A 15,305-nucleotide genomic window follows, 5' to 3' on the forward strand; every position below is an offset into this window, starting at 1 on the left:
ATGCTGCAAAGACAAGAATCCACTCAAGTTGACAGCCTTTGCGAATCGGTGATTTTTTTTGTTCATCTCAGACTTTCAAGAATTGAAGTTCTTGCTTATGCGAGCAAGCAATGACGGCTGATCAACCTTTTTAGCACCTGAGATACCGATTCGTACGAAAGGGGGCGGGTATTTGTCTTAGTCCGCCCCCTTTGGCGTACCTACCTCATGTCTTCTACGCGGGTGCGCACCGAGGCCCCATGAATATCACTGTGTTCGGCGCCTGCATAAGGGTAACCGCCTGGTGCGCTGACAGGTGTGTCGTCAACCGTATTGGTCGTACGCAGTACGGTGGCGAGTTTTCCACTTTTTCCACCCGCTAGAAGTCGAATGATGCCAACACCGGGACAACTTCCCTGCGCAGCATGGGTGACGGAAACAGGTATGGGCCCACGCAGGGCCACCGCGAGGTATTTGCCATCGGGCGTGGTTTCCATCAGGTCAGGCGCGGCATCGTTAGAAGGCAGGGAAGGGTCGCCCGTCGAACCATTTTCGTAGGTGACAGATGCGGCATCGCACGGTCCTACGCCATTGCCCAGGCCGTTGGTCGAGGTCAAGTCATAGGTGGTTCTGGCCAGGGTTTGGGTATCGATCGCCTCAACGAGGTTCTGGATGCGATCTACGGTATGCACGTGGTTACTGGACAACGTCCGTGTCATACCGTGGCTATCGCGACGGGTGCTTGTCCCAGGAAGCTGTCCGGTCAGGTTTGGAGACGGGTCGCCATCCAGGTTGCCAATGGTAGCAGTGTTGGCCGCATGGCCATCGTTGGCATCAGAGTCTTTGTAGACTGTTACCGGCAAGGGAGTGTTTTCTGCCTGAACGGTATGGAATGCGTCATCGTTAAGCGTATAGATGGTGAAGGTTGAATGCACGTTACCGGCGTCTGAGGCAGATACGCCGGCATTGAGCCACATGTGATTGCCTACTTGAACGCCGCCACAACCGGCACCGTTAATCACTTGCTGTCCGTATTCGCCAACAATGGTCATCGGTGTGGTCGTCGTGTCGGCAACCAAGAGCCCGCCGCCTCCCATCGTGATATAGGCGCGATCGTTGGAAGAAGAGATGGGACAAATAATCACGTTGTTGACGCGACCTCCCATATTGCCGTCGGAGCCGCCGCTGCAGCCGTTCTCTCGACATTTACCGGCAGGGGTGAGATCGCCGAAGTCGGCATTGCTATAGTCGCCAGTAATCGTGCCGAGCATGGCGTTGCCGTGCGCATTCTGTCCCAGGTACATCTTGACCTCCGCTGTCACGGCTAGATTTTTGCCAACGCCAAGACTGGCCGAGCGATTGAAACTAGCCTGGGTGATGGCGCCATCAGCATTGCGGCTGATGTCGATGCGTTCGAGCACTTTGCCGTCTAAATTAGCGATCAGCAAGGCGCTACCATCGCTATTCCAGAACGACATGTGTACCCGTTGACCGGAGTTGGTGCCGGTCACGCGAAACAACGCGACGGCTTCTTTGGTCATGCCGTTGAGAATGCCAACAAAACCATTACCGGGGCCGAAGAGACTGATATTCATGTAACGATTCTGCGGGTCGGATAGTGCACCGTGTAGGCGCCCATAGTTGTAATCGCCGAGGAACGCACCGGTCACGCCATTGCTGTCATGTTCGGCTAACGTGCCGGGAAAGACATCGAGGAGATCGCAGGGGCCGTCCCCCGGGGTATTATTTCCATCACAGCCCAGCGGCTGAGCTGGAGTGCCATTGGTGACCTGGGCATGGATGTCTTCACTGTTCCACACCCAGATCAAACTGCCTATTGTTCCGCGGGCTGGAGCGCTACTCACCGAGTTGGACTGATCGACACCCCAGACTTCATAGGGAATATTTTGGCCATTTTTTGCGCTCACGGGTGTTGATACGATGAAAAGCAGAGCGACCGTGATGCCAAGGTATGGCTTGAGTGTGATGCGTTTCATTTGGCTCCTCCTTGGTGATGATCCATCACAACGGGGCAATGGGATAGTGTGCTGTCGTGACGGGTAAGGAATTTCCTGTTCCATAGTCCTCGTAAGCTTCGTCGATATCAACCTTCCTCAATTCTCTGCAGACTGGTATAGCGGCGTGGATAGGCACTCTGCCTGAGTTCACGGCGAATGGTGGAGATTATTCCAGCATCGTGACTGAAAAAGTGCATGTATTGTATGAATCCGCATGAGGAAATACGTAAAAAACAATCCTTAAATCTGGTTTTTAAGGGTATTTAAGGGTAAGAGTATAGCGCAAATTAAATTGGTGCAGAATAGGGGATAGGCTTCTTATACGATTTTAGGCACGGCACTTCTCTGACACTACTCAAGTCATAGGCACAGTGGGTTTGGGGGAAAGTGGGTTGGGGGACGACTTTAGAGCACTCGGACAGCCTAGCTGTTCTGTCTTTATTACTTCTGCTCTAGTTCAACTCAACAAACATCGAAATCTGTTGTAACAAATGAAGAGTGAAATTGACTGTTGATCTATACTGAACGTTCGGTATATAACAAGGAAAGCGGAAGAGACTATGCCGATCACCAAGGTCAACGAAGACGAATTGCTGGACCGCCTTACCTGCGTGTTCCGAACTCATGGGTTTGAAGGAGCGAGTTTGAGCATTATTTCCAAAGCCACCGGCCTTCAGCGTGCCAGTCTGTATCATCGATTTCCCGGAGGAAAAGAAGAAATGGCCAAGGCCGTGTTGGACCGGGCGTGGACGTGGTTGAAGGAGCGAGCGCTGACTCCGTTGTTAGGTCCGGGGAAGCCGGAAGCACGTATCCGCACGATGGCTGATAGAATTCGAGAATTTTTTCACGGTGGGCAGCAGAGTTGCCTATTGGATTCCCTCTCATTTGGCTCTGATGAAACCCCTATTCGCCAGCATGTGCAGCAGGGAATGGGGGCATGGGTAGAAGCTATTGCCAAGGTGGCGCGTGAAGCTGGCGTTCCCCAGAAGAAAGCTCACCAGCAAGCACAAGATGCCATCATTCGTATTCAAGGTTCGTTAGTGATGGCCCGGGTGTTGAAGGATTTCGGTCCGTTCGAACGGACTTTGTCGGAACTTCCCGGTATCGTCTTGGGCGGAAAGTATGCGAAAGGCGGCTCGCGATAAGTGTCATTGACGGGAGATAATCGTGGGGTGTTTTTTTTGTGAAGTATTTTACAGAACGTTCGGTGTAAACAGAAATGCCGAATACCAAAGATTCTATACGATGTTGAGGGACAAGCAGGAGAAAGATGAGTCTCCATTAAAGCCATCACGAACTCCATGGATTATTCACTCACATGTCAAGTGAAGAGGCCGCTCATGATGACTGCTGTACATCCACCACTCATGCATTCCACGGCTCTCAGGGGCGACAAACTCGAGCGCTCATCCCAGGAAGGTTTAGCTGAGTTCTGTGTCTCGGAGCAGGTTCATGAACGATCACCAGTTTTTGATTCTGAGAAGAAAGATAGTGAACTGGTTCAGGCTCTTCGCCAAGGTAATGACGTGGCCTTCAAGCTCTTGGTAGATCGTTATCATGCTCGGCTTCATCGGCTGGCTCAAACCTATGTACGATCTGAAGCTGTGGCGGAGGAGGTTGTGCAAGATACATGGTTGGCTGTCCTGGAAGGAATTCATCGTTTTGAAGGGCGGTCGTCTCTCAAGACATGGATTTTTCAGATTCTCACGAATCAAGCCAAAACCAGAGGTGTAAGAGAAAGCCGCTACGTATCATTTTCGTCTGCTTCCACCACTGTTCACCATGAAGAGGATCACGCCATAGAGCCTGAATTATTCCATGCTGCTGGTGCCCTTTCCGGAACATGGACCGTGACTCCAGGAATTTGGGAAGAACATACGCCTGAGCGGGTCTTGTTATCGCGAGAAGGGTTGGATCACATCCACAAAGCCATTCATGCTCTTCCAGCGAATCTTCGCCAGGTCATCATCCTTCGTGATATCGAAGGCATTGACCCTGAAGGAATTTGTGAACTATTGGAAATTACCGCGACCAATCAACGAGTGCTTTTACATCGGGCCCGGACGAAGGTCCGGAAGGCCCTGGAGCATTACCTGAACGACTCTTCCACACAGCAATAAACGCCTTTCTCTTTTTTTAGCGACAAACTCACAATACTGTACGTAGCTGTTTCGCTGCGCGTGTAAAAAAGACCCCCCTGAATTCGACAGATGACATTGTCGGTAAAGGGGCGTCATTGCGTCATTGGATGAGAAGATTTCAAGCAGAGTGTGAACATATTTAGGAAGTCATGCGTAAGCTGTAACAAAAACGCTCTGTCTTATACTAAGGGTTGAAAGTATACAGATCTGTGTATATATAATAACACCCTATCACCAAAGGAGAGACGAGATGACTATCTCAAAGACATTGTTGTCAGCGGTGGTCTTGGCAATTGCGGTCGTTGTGACGCCGGTTTTTGGTCAAGATTTCAGTAAAAGTACCCCAGGCATTAGTGGCTATGACCCGGTCGCCTATTTCACTGAAAGTAAGCCGGTTAAAGGCAATGGATACCACGTGGCCGATTACCAAGGTGTCACCTATGCCTTTGCGAATGAGGCTAACAAAGAATTGTTTGAAGCTAACCCTGAAAAATACGTTCCGGCATATGGAGGATGGTGCGCGTACGGAGTGGCGGTCGGTAAGAAATTTGTGGCCGATCCTCAGGTGTGGAAGATCGTCAAGGGGAGACTGTACTTGAATTTGGATCGAAACATTCAAGCCAAATGGAATCAGGATGTTCCCGGTTACATTAAGACGGCGGATGACAATTGGAAAGAGATCCACGACAAAGCCCCATCCGAATTATGAACACAACCGAAAAGGCCGTAGGCGATGGTCCTACGGCCTTTTCTCATTCACCTGACGATAACACAGGGAGCTAGGTACCATGTTGAACAGCAAACATATCACAATTGGATTCGGTGTGACGTTTGTTCTTGTTGGTCTGCTTGGGTTTCTGCCCAATCCCCTAATCTCCGAGGGCGGGATATTTGAAGTCAATGGTATGCATAATGTCGTGCACATTCTGACAGGCACAGCATTTTTGGTTGGTGGTTTGGTGCTGAAAGGGAAGGCGGTTGCGACCTTGAAATCCGTGACCGCCGTCTACTTTGGCGTGGCGGTACTGGGATTTCTGACGGATGGCGACATGCTGCTCGGATTGGTCCTTATTAACGAGGCTGATCGGTGGTTACACTTGGGGTTATCCATGACGATGTTGGCGGCAACAGCGATGGTATCGGGGGAAAAGCCTCGATGGGTGCCGGTTCATTAAGTCTAGGAGATTCACGATCTGCGCGTTGGTTCGAACATCGTAAAATGGGAAGAAGGAGATTCGGATATGAGTATGAACATGTTGGATGAGGAACAATCAGATGGTTTGAGAACAATCCTGACGACGCCATTTCGCCTTGGACCCTATGAGGTAAAAAATCGGATTGTCATGGCTCCCTTGACGCGAAACCGGGCAGGGGAGAGGAATATTCCTCGATCCATGAATGTCGATTACTACGCGCAACGTGCCTCGGCGGGCCTCATCGTCACGGAGGGCACTCAAATTTCTCCGCAGGGTGTTGGTTATCCCAATACGCCGGGTATTCATACGAAAGAACAGGTGGAAGGATGGAAAAACGTGACTCAGGCGGTCCATCGACGCGGTGGACTTATTTTTCTGCAACTGTGGCATGTGGGTCGAATTTCTCATCCGTCGTTGCAAGTCGATGGGGCGCTTCCAGTCGCCCCATCGGCGATCAAGCCCGAAGGAGATGCCTATACGTATGACGGGCTTCAGCCGTTTGTGACGCCACGTGCATTGCAGACGTATGAAATTCCCGGAATCATCGAGCAATACCGGTATGCCGCTCGACAGGCGATCGAAGCCGGATTCGATGGTGTCGAGATTCATGCGGCCAATGGCTATCTTCTTGATCAGTTTTTACGCGATGGAACGAATCATCGCAGTGATGACTATGGAGGCTCGGTGGCGAACCGAGCTCGATTGCTGTTGGAAGTTACAAAAGCCGTAACCGGGGTTTGGGGCCATGAACGGGTCGGCGTGCGAATCTCACCGGTGCATATGTTTAATAGTATGTATGATGCTGATCCAGAAAAGACCTTTGGTTATGTCGTCGAGCAGTTGAATCAATTTGGGTTGGCCTATCTCCATGTCGTTGGAGGCCGGTATGGTGATGGAGCATACCCTGTGCGCTCTTCACAATCCTTCGATGAAGGCAAGATACGTGCAATATTTAAAGGTTCTTATATCGCGAATGCCGGCTATGATCGTGCCAGAGCCGTGTCAGCGCTTATTGCCGGTGAAGCCGATTTTATCGCTTTCGGGGCACTATTTATCGCTAATCCTGACTTGCCATTACGGTTGGAGCTGAACGCGCCGCTGAATGTGCCGGATATTTCGACGTTCTATGGCGGGGATGAGAAAGGGTATACCGATTATCCATTCCTGGTGCGATGAGGATCTGAACCTACATGTCTGAAATTGTGTGGGGATGAGTTCTGTCGTCTCAAGTTTTTTGAATGAATGGTGCCGTGTCTGTCCCACATGCGTCGAGGTCAGGGGCTCACGGGGAAGATGTCCTTGTTCAGTGTATCCTTTGGCTCCCGAACCACCTTGCAGGATGGCAAGGTGGTTCGCATGTAAGTTGCTACATTTTTCAGCTATCGATATGGAATCATCTGCCTGGCTTTGGGTGAAGAGGATTCCATCGATCTCACACGGTCTTTGATATAGATCGCGTATGGCTTAGGTGCGACTGGTGATTTCTAGGAGATGGTACCCGAATTGGGTTTTGACGGGGCCATGGACTTTGCCGACTTCCTCATTGAAAACTACTTTATCGAATTCTGGGACCATCTGGCCGGGCCCAAACTCTCCGAGATCTCCACCTTGTTTCCCTGATGGGCATGTAGAATGTTCTTTCGCCAATGCGGCAAAGTCAGCACCACCTTCGATCTGTGTTTTTAAATTTTCACAAGCTTCATTCGTTGACACGAGAATGTGACGGGCGCGTGCTTTGGCCATAGCTGATCTCCTTATTAAGTTGAAATTGATTGATGGCCAGTTATCGCACGATTCGTAAAGTGATGTCTACTGTTGCCGCCTTGCAAAGGGAAACGATTGTGAGCCATATTTCGTCCATATTTTCAATGATAACCGCTATACCTATGTAACGCTATGAGTGTTTCCGCGACAAAGCCTTATTGATCACATAATCGTACAATGGTTTACACCAATTCATTAATTCATTCTGGGAATAACCCACAAAGGAGGAGTGCTCATGTCACAGCGTTTGCAGGAATTACACGCACAGGTGGTCGAATATCTAAAACAGGGAAAATTTGTCGAAGGCATTGAAGATTTTTATGCTGAAGAGGCCTCGGCGCAAGAAAACACGAATCCTCCGACGGTGGGTCGCGCTACGTTGCTCAAGAATGAACGCGAGTTCCTCACAAAAGTGACGGCCTATCACGGCATCGAAATCTTAGCGACGGCTATCGATGATCAAGGAGGAGGAAACGGGGTGGTGTTCTACGAAGCGGTCATGCAATGGGATCAGAAGGACAAAGGCCATGTTTCGGTTAATCAAGTAGTCATCGAGCGATGGAAAAACGGAAAAATCCTCAATATCCGATTCTACGGTAATTTCGATCCTTCCTGATACAGAAGGCATCATGGAGATACCAACGTGTTCTTCTGGCGGGCAATTTCGCTGAGGAAGCAATAGCCAAACAGAGTGAAAAGATCTCAAGTTGGATGCGATCAAGGGGTACTGAACATCAAAAAAATCCGCACGATTCCGATAAAGGGAGTGTTGAATAATGAAGGTATCAAAGGCCATATTCTGTCAGAAAGACGTTGTACGGCAGCGTCGGGGCGGTTCAAAAAAGTCCGTTCAGCAAGGCCGCAGGCATTTTGACGCGCGGAGCGTACTGGCTCGAGCCGATTCAAGGATTCACCAAGGAGTTATCGTCGTACTTCGCAAAGAGTGTACCCTTGCGTACTGAAGTCTGTCAGGGATGCGCTCTCGACGTGAGCACGGCACTCTCGCGAATCGGCCACACATTGGGTTGCCTCTTGTGTTGATCCTTGTGCTGAAATCATTCTCACTCACCACATGGGGTTCAAGCGGCGAGAGGCCGAGAACGCCGCTGGCGGATTTTTTCAACGGCCCCATAAGATATACGACATGAAACGACAGACTTTAGCAGCGTAACGATGGCCTCGACTGGTGATGAATAAAATCACTGGACTGGTCATCGCGCAGTCATTAGAGTACTGACATGATTCAACCTTGGAAGAAGCTCTTGTGGCTGTGGATCATCGTAGTGATTGGTGTGACTACTTCACCCTGGGACCAGATTGTCACGCATACTCATTTCGATAAGATTAACTGGATCCCTTTGTACGGGCATGCGTTCTCGATCAGCGATATCATCGGCAACATTCTTTTGTTCGCGCCAGTCGGATGGTTCTATGTCAACTCGCGTCCTGACCTGAAAAAGCGTCGGGTTCTGATCAATATCTTTGTGATCAGCGCCTGTCTGTCATTATTTGCCGAATGTTCTCAAATATTCATCCACACCCGGTATCCTGCGACTGCCGATTGGCTGTGTAATACGGCCGGAGGCATACTTGGTGGTCTCGTTGCCATCACACGGAAGGAGGCAAGACAAAAGGAAAAAGAGATTTCATGGAGCGCCTGAGGAGTGAAAAAGGTTCCTCATCATTCCTCGAATCGAACCCAGTCGAAATGGCCGGCCCCACGATCGCCTTTGAAGACAACGTAGACGGTATGGCGTCCTGATCCACCGGTAATCGTCGCCGTTTTGTCTCGAAACACGTCCCAACCACCGGTAGGGACGATAGGGATTTTCGCAATTTCGACGCCAGAAGGACTATCCAATCGAACCTCTGCACGCCAATTACCGGGTTGCAGCTGGCCGTTTCCGTATCGTATTCGCAATTTGGCAAATCCATTCTTCAGGTCGACGTTATTGAATTGTATCCAGTCCCCGTTGTCCACGTTAAAGACGATCGCTCCATCTGTATCGACACCGTGAGCGTCATCGAATGATCCTGCCGGCAATGTGACAGTTTGGGGGAAGTATTGGGGTTCGCTTACGAGCGCCTCTGAAATCGCCGTGTACGACAGCTTTTTCCCCCAGTTTTTATCGTAGATCAGACCACAGCAATGGCCTGGGAAGTGACTATCGATCCATGAATACTTATCTGTGAAGCCCCACATCTGAATACTTTTTACGGTCTTTTGAGACAAGAGGCGAAGGAAAATATCTCTATACAAACTAGCCTGTCGCTGCAACTTAGCGGTGGTAACGGGCGTATGAATGGCAACATCGAGTTCCGTGATAAACAGTGCAAGGCCGAGATCTGAAAAGCGTTGTAAATTCTCGCTGAAACTCTCGAAATCAAGGCCGTCGTGTACCGATAGATGCATCTGGAACCCAATGCCGTCTAACGGTACGCCACGTTCTAGCAGCTGTTTAGTAAGGTTGTAGAGTTTTGTGGATTTCCGGTTGATCGTGGCAACATTGTAGTCATTGATCAGGAGTTTTGCGCTGGGATCTGCTTGACGGGCCCGACGCAATGCAAGCTCAATGTACTCTTCGCCGATTCGATCGTGCCAGACTGTGTGGCGCAGCTTGCCTTTGCCAGTGATCGGTTCGTTGACCACATCCCAAATCTTGATTCGCCCTTTATAGTGGCCCATCACCGTATCAATATGATGGTTCATGATGGCGATCATGTCTGATCGTGGCAAGGGGCTCTCAAGCAGCCACTCGGGAAGCGAACGATGCCAAATCAACGTATGCCCATGTACCGCGATGTCATGTTGTTCAGCAAACCGTACATGCCGGTCCGCGGCTGCAAACGTGAACACGTCACGCTGTGGCTGGATATGACGGAACTTTAATTGGTTTTCAGGTGTGACGATATTAAACTCCCGCGTATACATTTCCTGGTAACGCGATGCGTCATCAAGCAACCAAAAATTATCTGCAGTGATCGAACCGATAGACACTTGCCGGTTTGCTCCAAGTGAGAATAATCCCGGTTTTCCAGCCTGCTTCATTTCCTGGGACTGGACCGGAGTCATGCACCATGGGGCCATTGATAGATACAGGCTCATAAATAGTACGGCACGCTTTTGAATGGACATCACGATGTTCATCTTTGGCTTGGTGAAACGCCTGGAGGGTTCTTCTGCGAAAAGAAGCCTTTGTTCTTTGTAACATAAAAATTGTGGTCGTTCGAATATGGTTTGCTGTTTCATATATTTCGGCTTCTGTCTACTTCGCCGTTCCCCAATACTGATAAGCGGCAAATTTCGGGCCTTGTATGTACTCGGCGTTCATCGTATGGATCGTAAAGCCTCCCGCCTCGATATACTGAGGAATAGGACGATCCAGATGACAGCCGCCTGCGAGCTTTTTCCATAGGGGAGTGAGCCGTTTCTGCCATCGACGTACCCCTGCATCCGGAGATAACCCATGCTCGCAAAAGATGAGTGTGCCGTCAGGCTTTAAGACGCGTCGCATGTGCTGTAAGGCTGTTCGCCAATCGGGAATCGTACATAATGTATACGTGAGCAGTACCGTATCGACACTTCCGTTGTGAAGAGGAATGCTCTCTCCCGGCAGATCCAACCAGCGGATGTCAATCGGCGTCGTGCACAGGCGAGGCTGCGCCTTTTTCCTCATGCCTGCCGAGGGTTCCAGGCCCCACACGATTTCCACTTTTTCTCTATCATAAAAGGGGATATTCAGGCCGGATCCCATCCCAACCTCCAGCACTCGACCCTCGGCTAATGGCACGACCTTTTTTCGCTGATCCTGAATGACTTCAAGCCCGCAAGCGCAGTGTAAAAGGTGAGGCAAACAGTACTCTTCATACATGCTCATGACAATAAAAGCCTTGTGAAACGTCGGAAGATATCACCTCATAGTTCTGATGCGTAGTCAAAAAATGTGAAAAGGTCACTCATATTATTGACAAGTCGAGTATGAGTCTATACTGCTAGTATGACAGCAATTCTTAAAGGACTTGGATTGATCAATTCTACCATGGCCCATGCTCAATCAACCGAAGCACAGGTGACTTCTGTCGCTCGACGGAAGGATACGGCAATCCCTCCTAAACGTGATTTGCTCGTGATCGCCGCGAGACGGTTGTTTCATCGTCAAGCTCTCCGCCATCTCACCAATATGCTGAGTCGTTTGCATTCTGCCGATGCGGCGTATGTGATCCAACATCTGGACTCTCCTGAGGGACAGGTCATGGCCTTCGATTGCCTTCCGAATGACGAGCTTCGGGGGCAGGTCCTGAGTGAACTGGATGAGAAGACTCGCGAACATATCGCTAATAGCCTTTCACCATCGCGCATCCTTCAGATTCTGAAATCTTTAGGGACTGATGACGTCGCTGATGTCCTGGGCGGCCTGCCCGAGGAACAACGAGTTCAAGTGCTTGCGCTGATGGATCAGGAAGATTCAGCAGAGGTGAAGGATCTGTTGCAGTACGAGGAGGGCACGGCGGGCAGTATCATGACTACGGAGGTGCTGTCGCTGCCTCAGGACGTGACCGCGGCAGAGGCGATTCGCCATCTCCAAGAAGAAACCGATGCCGAGACTGCGTTCTATATTTACGTCACGGATAAAGATAACCGGTTGACCGGCGTGTTGTCGTTGCGGCGACTGCTCATGGATCCGCCATCCACCCCGCTTGAGGCGATGATGACTCGACATACGGTCAGCGTGACCCCGGACATGGATCAAGAAGAAGTGGCCCGTCTGGTCGCCGCCTACAATCTCTTAGCCATTCCCGTCGTCGATCAGAATAAAGCCTTGCTTGGCATCATTACTGTTGATGATGTCGTCGATGTCATGAGTGAGGAAGCGACGGAAGACATGTTGATTATGGCGGGGGCTCCGGACGAAGGCGCGTTTTTGTATTCTTCCGTGCCCAGTGCGGCGCGCGCACGCTTTCCCTGGCTGTTCACGAATCTTCTTGGGACTTTTTTGTCGGGAGCATTACTCTGGTATTTTCGTTTCACGCTTCAAGAAGCGGTCGCCCTGGTCAGTTTTATTCCGGTCATTTCTGCGATGGGAGGGAATGTCGGATTGCAGACCTCGATGCTGGTCGTCAGGGGGCTGGCGGTGGGACAGATTGGGCCGGGCGATCTTTGGGCGGTGTGGAGACATGAATTGGCGATTGGGCTCTGTCTTGGCCTTGTGTCCGGTCTACTCGTGATGGTCGTTGGCTGGCTGTGGCAGGGACATACCATGTTAGGAGTGGTGGTCGGGGTCTCCCTCTTGCTGGCTTTTTTGGTCTCGACCAGCTTGGCCTCGATGCTGCCGATTGTGTTTAATCGGTTCCAAATCGATCCTGCCGTGGCTGCGGGTCCGTTCGTTTCGACGACGATGGATATCGTAGGAATTGCGATCTACCTGACGCTCGCCACGTCTCTGTTGACCTATCTGGTGTAATGTACCTTAGAAGCGGAGGACGGTGACTGGCTGGCCTGAATGAAAGAAGAGAGGATCGTCAAAACAAACGATGCCGGAAGATTACTCGCTCCCAAGGACGGATCTTTCGTACCAGAGGCGTATTCGCATCGATTCTATTCCGTTTACCACGGCGAGTTTCGACTTCGATCGTATCGTCATCGAAGACTCTGACCACCTTCCAGAATTTGTCAATGACATAAGAATAGGTATCACCATGTTGGGCGGGAGAAACGGCCTTGGCGTGAGGACTCGGATGGGAAGAAGTCTTGTATTTTGAAAAAATCACAAAATCTCCGGCCTTAATCGCCATGCCTTCTCCTCCTTCGACTACTGTAATACCATATATGGGCGTGCCAGGCGCAAGTGCTGTGTACCCCATACAATCAATAGTGTATCTCTTTTTCTTGTATTTTCAAGTGGTTTGCCATCCATGGGTGTAGCCTATGGTGGGCCTTCATGATTGTGGTTCGGTCTATTTAGACGGAAAGTTTAGAGCCGGTTCACGCAATTTCGGTCCATTTCCAATTCCAGGATTTCCTTAAGTGCCAGCCCATCCGTCTTAGTTGTGCCAGCCTGATTGGCTACGTAATTATGCTGTTTTTGTCCAAAACTGCCTTTCTGAAGCTGTGATGAGGGAGTATGACGTTGCAATGATCGGAACTTGACCTTACTCTATATTTCCATTATTCTGGACATATGGATATACAGGAAGCAATCATTGCCTTCGACGCGCTGTCTCAAGAAACCCGTTTACGGGTGTTTCGCCTGCTGGTCGAACAAGGCCGTGATGGGATGCCTGCCGGAGCGTTAAGTGTGGCGCTCGGTATTCCGCATAATACGCTCTCATTTCATCTATCCCACATGAATAACGCGCGGCTGGTGAGCTCACGCCGTCAGGGGCGTTCGATTATTTACAGCGCTCACTTCGAGTTTTTTACCGATCTTATCCGATTCATGGTCGAGGACTGTTGCCGGAACGAGTTTGCCAGCATTCGGCATGATCAAAAGAAGCAATGCAGTATCATCGAACTGGCCCAATGCTGCCCCCCTACACGAAAGGAACAGGCCTGACTCTGGAAGGACTGCTGTGCATGATGAGTTCGAACCCATTGAATGTTTTGTTTCTCTGCACCGGCAATTCGGCTCGAAGCATCATGGCGGAGGCGATTCTTCAAAAATTAGGGCATCCGCGTTTTGCTGCCTTTAGTGCTGGCAGTCATCCGACCGGCAACGTTCATCCGTTGACGATCGAGCTGCTGAACATTCGCCAGCATCCCACGCATGTACTTCGCAGTAAAAGTTGGCTGGAGTTTTCCCGCGAGAACGCTCCGTCATTGGACCTTGTCATTACGGTGTGCGATCGGGCTGCCGCCGGGTCTTGCCCACTATGGTCCGGGCCAGTGACGAAAGCGCATTGGAGCATTGAAGATCCTGCGGCCGCTCTGGGAAATCATGACGATCGGTTGCGGGCGTTTGCCGATGTGTACCGTACATTGGAACGGCACATTCAACAGCTCATCAAGCTGCCGTCCTGGCCTGTGGACGCAGAGACACTGAACGTTCACCTGCAACCTATTGTCTAGAGAGTCGAGTGACCGGAGAATCGAGTGAAGAGAACAGGGTATGAGTGTCGCTTGTGAAACAACGGCTCGTACGGTTGGCGCGCCGATGGGCTTCTTTGAACGATACCTGACCCTCTGGGTTGGTTCGTGTATTGTCATCGGCATTGGCCTCGGCCATCTGTTTCCCGCTTTTTTTCATCAGCTGGGGCAGTGGGAAATTGCACGAGTGAACATCCCCGTCGCGGTCTTGATTTGGCTGATGATGATCCCGATGTTGCTCAAGATTGACTTCAGTGCTCTTCAAGACGTGATGCAGCATTGGAAAGGGATCGCGGTAACGTTGTTCATCAACTGGGCGGTCAAGCCGTTTTCTATGGCCGTACTGGGATGGGTTTTTATCCGAATCGTCTTCGCGCCGTACCTTCCTCTCGAGCAGCAGGATTCCTATATCGCCGGCTTGATTCTTCTCGCGGCCGCGCCGTGCACTGCGATGGTCTTTGTCTGGAGTCACCTCACGAAGGGAGAACCTCATTTCACTCTGACGCAAGTGGCGCTGAACGACCTGATCATGATCGTGGCGTTTGCTCCATTGGTCGGACTCTTACTCGGCTTATCGGCCATTACGGTGCCCTGGGTGACGCTGTTTCTCTCGGTGGCGCTCTATATCGTGATTCCTGTGGTCTTTGCTCAGTGGTGGCGTCAAAGGCTTTTACGGTCGGGTGGGGAACAGCACCTCGGACGGATCTTGGACCGGCTCCATCCTGTGTCCCTGTCGGCGCTACTGGCTACGTTGGTCCTGTTGTTCGGGTTTCAGGGGAAACAAATTCTTGCGCAGCCCTTGATCATCGCGATGCTTGCGATCCCGATCCTGATTCAAGTGTATGTCAACTCAGGCCTGGCCTACCTCTTGAATAGGAGCTTGGGGGTTGCTCATTGTGTCGCTGGCCCATCGGCACTTATCGGGGCCAGTAACTTTTTCGAGCTGGCGGTGGCCACAGCTATCGTTCTGTTTGGGTTCAATTCTGGAGCCGCGCTTGCTACGGTCGTCGGAGTCCTGGTCGAAGTGCCCGTGATGCTGTCAGTCGTAAAAATCGTCAATTCCACCCGTCCGTGGTATGAACGAGCAATGACCGTTCCTGCCAGCGTCAAACAGTCCGTCTGA

The 15,305-nt window shown here is 50.8% G+C and carries 16 protein-coding genes; 11 read left to right on the forward strand and 5 right to left on the reverse strand.

The annotated features are described in order from the left end of the window. Positions 1-200: 200 nt before the first annotated feature. Positions 201-1,976 carry a hypothetical protein gene (locus tag MRJ96_11140; protein MDR4501995.1) on the reverse strand — a complete coding sequence of 592 codons (1,776 nt, stop codon included), beginning with the start codon at positions 1,974-1,976 and terminating at the stop codon, positions 201-203. Between the two features lie 581 nt (positions 1,977-2,557). Here MRJ96_11140 and MRJ96_11145 point away from each other — a divergent pair. The 5 genes from MRJ96_11145 (at position 2,558) to MRJ96_11165 (ending at position 6,510) form a co-directional block, all read left to right on the forward strand. Next, positions 2,558-3,142: a TetR/AcrR family transcriptional regulator gene (locus MRJ96_11145; protein ID MDR4501996.1), complete on the forward strand. Its 585-nt coding sequence runs from the start codon at positions 2,558-2,560 to the stop codon at positions 3,140-3,142. A 195-nt stretch (positions 3,143-3,337) separates the two neighbouring features. Beyond that, positions 3,338-4,117 carry a sigma-70 family RNA polymerase sigma factor gene (locus MRJ96_11150; GenBank protein MDR4501997.1) on the forward strand — a complete coding sequence of 260 codons (780 nt, stop codon included), beginning with the start codon at positions 3,338-3,340 and terminating at the stop codon, positions 4,115-4,117. A 271-nt stretch (positions 4,118-4,388) separates the two neighbouring features. After that, positions 4,389-4,847: a YHS domain-containing protein gene (locus MRJ96_11155; protein MDR4501998.1), complete on the forward strand. Its 459-nt coding sequence runs from the start codon at positions 4,389-4,391 to the stop codon at positions 4,845-4,847. A 79-nt stretch (positions 4,848-4,926) separates the two neighbouring features. Then, positions 4,927-5,313 carry a DUF4383 domain-containing protein gene (locus tag MRJ96_11160; GenBank protein ID MDR4501999.1) on the forward strand — a complete coding sequence of 129 codons (387 nt, stop codon included), beginning with the start codon at positions 4,927-4,929 and terminating at the stop codon, positions 5,311-5,313. Positions 5,314-5,379: 66 nt separating this feature from the next. Beyond that, positions 5,380-6,510 carry an alkene reductase gene (locus MRJ96_11165; protein MDR4502000.1) on the forward strand — a complete coding sequence of 377 codons (1,131 nt, stop codon included), beginning with the start codon at positions 5,380-5,382 and terminating at the stop codon, positions 6,508-6,510. A 288-nt stretch (positions 6,511-6,798) separates the two neighbouring features. On the opposite strand, the gene MRJ96_11170 is transcribed toward MRJ96_11165, so the two are convergent. Then, positions 6,799-7,077 carry a peptidylprolyl isomerase gene (locus tag MRJ96_11170; protein ID MDR4502001.1) on the reverse strand — a complete coding sequence of 93 codons (279 nt, stop codon included), beginning with the start codon at positions 7,075-7,077 and terminating at the stop codon, positions 6,799-6,801. 256 nt (positions 7,078-7,333) lie between these two features. Here MRJ96_11170 and MRJ96_11175 point away from each other — a divergent pair, with 256 nt between their 5' ends. Together MRJ96_11175 and MRJ96_11180 are read left to right on the forward strand one after the other, a co-directional pair. Then, positions 7,334-7,714, forward strand: coding sequence for a hypothetical protein (locus tag MRJ96_11175; GenBank protein ID MDR4502002.1), 381 nt, complete (start codon positions 7,334-7,336; stop codon positions 7,712-7,714). Between the two features lie 622 nt (positions 7,715-8,336). Next, positions 8,337-8,759: a VanZ family protein gene (locus tag MRJ96_11180; GenBank protein ID MDR4502003.1), complete on the forward strand. Its 423-nt coding sequence runs from the start codon at positions 8,337-8,339 to the stop codon at positions 8,757-8,759. Positions 8,760-8,779: 20 nt separating this feature from the next. Here the strand turns inward: MRJ96_11180 and MRJ96_11185 are convergent, their stop codons facing one another. Both MRJ96_11185 and MRJ96_11190 read right to left on the reverse strand, forming a co-directional pair. Then, positions 8,780-10,234 carry an endo-1,4-beta-xylanase gene (locus MRJ96_11185; GenBank protein ID MDR4502004.1) on the reverse strand — a complete coding sequence of 485 codons (1,455 nt, stop codon included), beginning with the start codon at positions 10,232-10,234 and terminating at the stop codon, positions 8,780-8,782. A gap of 130 nt (positions 10,235-10,364) precedes the next feature. After that, positions 10,365-10,952, reverse strand: a complete 588-nt coding sequence (locus MRJ96_11190) for a class I SAM-dependent methyltransferase (protein ID MDR4502005.1) — start codon at positions 10,950-10,952, stop codon at positions 10,365-10,367. Positions 10,953-11,096: 144 nt separating this feature from the next. Between MRJ96_11190 and mgtE the strand changes: the two genes are divergently transcribed. After that, complete coding sequence (gene mgtE, locus MRJ96_11195; GenBank protein ID MDR4502006.1) at positions 11,097-12,560, forward strand: magnesium transporter; 1,464 nt, start codon at positions 11,097-11,099, stop codon at positions 12,558-12,560. Positions 12,561-12,618: 58 nt separating this feature from the next. Here the strand turns inward: mgtE and MRJ96_11200 are convergent, their stop codons facing one another. Further along, positions 12,619-12,891, reverse strand: coding sequence for a hypothetical protein (locus tag MRJ96_11200; protein MDR4502007.1), 273 nt, complete (start codon positions 12,889-12,891; stop codon positions 12,619-12,621). A gap of 386 nt (positions 12,892-13,277) precedes the next feature. Between MRJ96_11200 and MRJ96_11205 the strand changes: the two genes are divergently transcribed. The 3 genes from MRJ96_11205 to arsB are packed head-to-tail and all read left to right on the forward strand — an operon-like array spanning position 13,278 to position 15,305. Next, the gene (locus MRJ96_11205) at positions 13,278-13,652 is read left to right on the forward strand and encodes a metalloregulator ArsR/SmtB family transcription factor (protein ID MDR4502008.1); all 375 of its coding nucleotides are present in this window, start codon (positions 13,278-13,280) and stop codon (positions 13,650-13,652) included. Between the two features lie 20 nt (positions 13,653-13,672). Continuing rightward, positions 13,673-14,164 (forward strand): arsenate reductase ArsC, encoded by a 492-nt coding sequence (locus MRJ96_11210; GenBank protein MDR4502009.1) that lies wholly within the window; start codon positions 13,673-13,675, stop codon positions 14,162-14,164. A gap of 40 nt (positions 14,165-14,204) precedes the next feature. Beyond that, entirely contained in the window at positions 14,205-15,305 is a 1,101-nt protein-coding gene (arsB, locus tag MRJ96_11215; GenBank protein MDR4502010.1) for an ACR3 family arsenite efflux transporter, read from the forward strand.

This window comes from Nitrospirales bacterium (genome assembly GCA_031315865.1).
GTDB lineage: Bacteria > Nitrospirota > Nitrospiria > Nitrospirales > UBA8639 > JAGQKC01.

What these genes read in the sequence shown, in the direction of transcription:
- MRJ96_11145 (MDR4501996.1), top strand. Translation starts at nt 2,558, where the DNA reads ATGCCGATCACCAAGGTCAACGAAGACGAATTGCTGGACCGCCTTACC.
- MRJ96_11150 (MDR4501997.1), top strand. Translation starts at nt 3,338, where the DNA reads ATGATGACTGCTGTACATCCACCACTCATGCATTCCACGGCTCTCAGG.
- arsB (MDR4502010.1), top strand. Translation starts at nt 14,205, where the DNA reads ATGAGTGTCGCTTGTGAAACAACGGCTCGTACGGTTGGCGCGCCGATG.
- MRJ96_11205 (MDR4502008.1), top strand. Translation starts at nt 13,278, where the DNA reads ATGGATATACAGGAAGCAATCATTGCCTTCGACGCGCTGTCTCAAGAA.
- mgtE (MDR4502006.1), top strand. Translation starts at nt 11,097, where the DNA reads ATGACAGCAATTCTTAAAGGACTTGGATTGATCAATTCTACCATGGCC.
- MRJ96_11175 (MDR4502002.1), top strand. Translation starts at nt 7,334, where the DNA reads ATGTCACAGCGTTTGCAGGAATTACACGCACAGGTGGTCGAATATCTA.
- MRJ96_11140 (MDR4501995.1), bottom strand. Translation starts at nt 1,976, where the DNA reads ATGAAACGCATCACACTCAAGCCATACCTTGGCATCACGGTCGCTCTG.
- MRJ96_11180 (MDR4502003.1), top strand. Translation starts at nt 8,337, where the DNA reads ATGATTCAACCTTGGAAGAAGCTCTTGTGGCTGTGGATCATCGTAGTG.
- MRJ96_11210 (MDR4502009.1), top strand. Translation starts at nt 13,673, where the DNA reads ATGATGAGTTCGAACCCATTGAATGTTTTGTTTCTCTGCACCGGCAAT.
- MRJ96_11155 (MDR4501998.1), top strand. Translation starts at nt 4,389, where the DNA reads ATGACTATCTCAAAGACATTGTTGTCAGCGGTGGTCTTGGCAATTGCG.
- MRJ96_11185 (MDR4502004.1), bottom strand. Translation starts at nt 10,234, where the DNA reads ATGTCCATTCAAAAGCGTGCCGTACTATTTATGAGCCTGTATCTATCA.
- MRJ96_11165 (MDR4502000.1), top strand. Translation starts at nt 5,380, where the DNA reads ATGAGTATGAACATGTTGGATGAGGAACAATCAGATGGTTTGAGAACA.
- MRJ96_11200 (MDR4502007.1), bottom strand. Translation starts at nt 12,891, where the DNA reads ATGGCGATTAAGGCCGGAGATTTTGTGATTTTTTCAAAATACAAGACT.
- MRJ96_11160 (MDR4501999.1), top strand. Translation starts at nt 4,927, where the DNA reads ATGTTGAACAGCAAACATATCACAATTGGATTCGGTGTGACGTTTGTT.
- MRJ96_11170 (MDR4502001.1), bottom strand. Translation starts at nt 7,077, where the DNA reads ATGGCCAAAGCACGCGCCCGTCACATTCTCGTGTCAACGAATGAAGCT.